Origin of the sequence: Roseiarcus sp. (assembly GCF_052145395.1) — a bacterium.
GTDB lineage: Bacteria > Pseudomonadota > Alphaproteobacteria > Rhizobiales > Beijerinckiaceae > Roseiarcus.
The window spans coordinates 1-3,377 of sequence record NZ_JBKQOT010000671.1 but is presented as its reverse complement, the minus strand read 5'-3'; the positions used below and the strand labels follow the sequence as shown (position 1 = coordinate 3,377).

The following is a 3,377-nucleotide window of genomic DNA, read 5'->3' as shown; positions in this document are numbered from 1 at the left end:
ATCGGCCAGAGCGCCAACGCCAGATAGTTCATGAAGGAGACGCCGAGATCCTGACCGAAGCGAAATGCGAGATCGCAATCGCGGTCCGGATCGAACATAGCCAGGGCTCGTTCCAGATGGACCTGCGCGTTCGTGTAATCGCCCTGATACCAGTAGGTCATGCCGCGCATTCGATGGGCCATGGCGGCTTCGCCGGTCCCGGGATAGCGTTCGGCAAGTTCAACGGCTGCGGATGAGACCTCGCGCATCGCTGTCATTTCGCCGCCGCGGACAAAGCTTCCAGCCCACAAACCATAATAGATAGAGAATTGCTCCGCGGGATTTTCCGCGCCTGACGAGAGCGCGCGCGCTCGCGCGAAGGCGGCGGTGGTTTCGAGCGCGCCGTGGCCGCGCGCCGCGATCAAGGCGTTGCCGTAGGCGAGGTGCAACTGTGTCAGTCGCTGGCTCGGAGCGGCCGAGTCGCCCGTCGCCGACCGCGCCCTCGCGCTGGTCCCGTCCGCCATCTCAATCGCCTTGCCCAGATGGGCAATCGCTTCCCGGATGGCGGAGCGGCGAAACGCTTGGTCGCCGGCCTTCCCCCACCATTCGATCGCGAGGTCGTCGAGCCCGGCCTCAGTGAAATGATGGGCGATCGCTTCGGGCTCGGCGTCGGCGTCGCGCAACGCCTCGGCCGCGCGGCGATGCAGCGCCTGGCGACGGCTCTTGAGTAGGCTCTCGTAGGCCGCATCCTGGATCAGCGCATGCTTGAAGTGGTAGTTCGACTGCGATCCAATGCCCTCGACGAGCAAAATATCGGCCTCGGCGAGCCGCTTCAGCGCTCCTTGCAGGCGCGGCTCGTCGAGATCCCTGTAGCCAACCTCGGTGAGGCTGGCCCGGCCCGCCGCGCCGGGGTCGGCGACCCCGGCCACTGCCCCCAACAGCGCATAGGAAAAACTCCGCCCGAGCACGGCGCTGATCTGCGCGATCTCCCGCGCGTGGCCGAGCCGGTCGAGGCGCGCCGCGAGCGATTGCTGCAAGGTCGGCGGGATCGCCTGCGCGCCGGCCTCGACGCCGCGCTCCAAGAGGAGGCGCGTGACCTCCTCGACGAACAGCGGCACGCCGCCGGTGCGCTCGCTCACCCCTTCGACCACGTCCCTGGGCAGGGCATGGCACGAGGCGATCTCGTCCACCATGCGCGCGACCTGCGCGCGATCGAGCGGAGGAACAGCAATAACGCTATGGTGTGAGCGCACGCTCCATCGCGGGCGGAACTCCGGCCGCATGGTCGCGACCACAAACAGCGGCGCCTGCGCGCCGCGCTCGGCAAACGCCTGCATGAGATCGAGGGAGGTCGGGTCGGCCCAATGCAAGTCCTCGAAGGCCAGCACGACAGGTTGCGATCGCGCCCCCGCCAGAACCCAGTCGGTCAGCGCCGCCAATTGCCGGCGCCGCAACTCCTCGGGCGCGAATTTCGCGCGGCGGCCCGCGGGCAGCGGGACGTCGACCAACGGCGCGAGCAGGGGCGCGTGTTCGGCCGCGTCGAGGCCGATCAGCGCCAAGGTGTTTTCCAGATCGGCGAGCGGCCGTCGGTCGGGCGCGTCGGTGCCGCCGAAACGTAGCCGGCCCCATTCGGCGACCGGGTGCAGCGGGGTATTCCGCAAGAGCTGGGACGACGACCATTCGACCCAGGTGTGGGGCGTCTCGACAAGACGGGCGCGGAACTCCTCGATCAGCCGCGATTTGCCGATGCCGGGCTCGCCGACGACGAGGGCGAGCTGACCTTCGCCGGAACGTGCGCGCTCCCAGCTGCGGCTGAGTAGATCGAGTTCCTCCTCGCGTCCAACGAGGGGAGTGAGCGCACGCGCGCCGCCCCGTCGGCCGCCGCCGCTCGCGCGCACGATCGAATAGAGCGTCACTGGCGCCGGCACGCCCTTGAGGTAGTGCGCGCCCTTGTCCTCGACAACGAACAGCCCGACCGTTTGTCGCTGCACGCTCGCGGTGACCAGCACCGTGCCCGGTTCGGCCGCGGCCTGCACCCGCGCGGCGACGTTCGGCGCGTCGCCGAACACTTCGCCGGCCGCGTCGACCACGACAGAGCCGCACTCGACGCCGATGCGGGCGGAAAGTTCGGGCGAGCCCGATCGGGCGTTCCTGGCGTTGAGGTCGGCGAGCGCGCGCTGGATCGCGAGCGCTGCGCGCACGGCGCGCTCGGCGTCGTTCTCCTGCGCCCGCGGGTAGCCAAAGAGGGCCATCAGGCCGTCGCCGAGGTTATTGACATGGCCGCCCAGAGCCGTCACCGCGGCGGAGGCCACATCGAGATAGGCGCCGACCAGATTGCGCCAGTCCTCCGCGTCGAGCTTGGACGCGAGGCTCGTTGAGCTGACCAGATCGCAGAACATCACCGTGATCGGACGGCGCTCCGCCGAAGTCTCAAGTACCTTGGCCGGCGCGGGCTTGGGCGAGGAGGCAGGCGCGTTCGAAGAGGGCGTTGGACCAGTCAGGGCCGCGATTGCGCCCAGCAGCCTGCGCCGATCGCCGACCGCTGAGACGCCGATGTCCTTAAGATCGTCCGCCGTCAGCTGCGGCAGTACGTCTGCGTCGATCTTGTTGTCCCGGAAATTCGCCTCGTATTGACCGAGGCCGAGACTGCGAAGCCACCCGTCGACGTCCATGGCCGCGCTCCACATGGATACTTAGCGTAATCGCCGAGCGGAGACGTGTCCAGCGGCGTGGCGCGAACGCCCCGTATCAGGGGAGCCGAAAGTGTGTCTTGGGTCGAATCGATCCGATCGCTGAACGACCGCTGTTTGCGCACTCCGGCCTTCCGCCACAACGTGTTTGGACAGCGAAACGCCCACCATCGAGGCCGGCTCGCGGCACGTCGCTGAGACCCCGGGTCGCGATGGCGGTTTTGCCGCCATCAGCGCGTTCTTGCGCCAGGGGCGGCCGGAGTCGACGTTGAGTGCCCGTTGCAAACCGCGGCCGCGGAGTTCGCAGTTGGGCGGCGTCCCGCTTGCGGTCGTCAGAAGCGGCGACCCCCCGCCGCACAGTCGATGTCGGCATCGCTGCCGATGGGCCACCAGCCGCAGCCGATGTTGCGTCGCCCACCCATCTGCGGGGGTACCGCCAGCGGGACCGCGGGTTCTACCCCGGCGAAGTTTGCGCCACCCTGCGCCTCTAGTGGCCCGAGTCATTCGAACTGAGGGTATAGTCTTGCGAGCTTGACGCGGGCGGCGGCGGTTGTGAATTGCCAATTGGCCTTGGCGTGATTCTTGTTGCGGTGTTGTACCCAGGCGGCGACTTCCGCGGTCAGCTTCGGCTTGTCGGGGATGCGGCGATCGAGGCACTGGGTCGAGAGCACGGCGAGTTCGGATTCGGCCATGTCGAGCCAGCTTCCG

The 3,377-nt window shown here is 68.2% G+C and carries 1 protein-coding gene and 1 pseudogene; both read right to left on the bottom strand.

Translation table 11 applies throughout. From position 1 onward, the window contains the following. Positions 1-2,651: AAA family ATPase (locus tag ACLP25_RS23000; RefSeq protein ID WP_442471461.1), on the bottom strand; the 2,651-nt coding region annotated here is incomplete at its 3' end. A gap of 518 nt (positions 2,652-3,169) precedes the next feature. After that, a pseudogene (locus ACLP25_RS22995) lies at positions 3,170-3,377 on the bottom strand (IS630 family transposase); the annotation flags it as partial.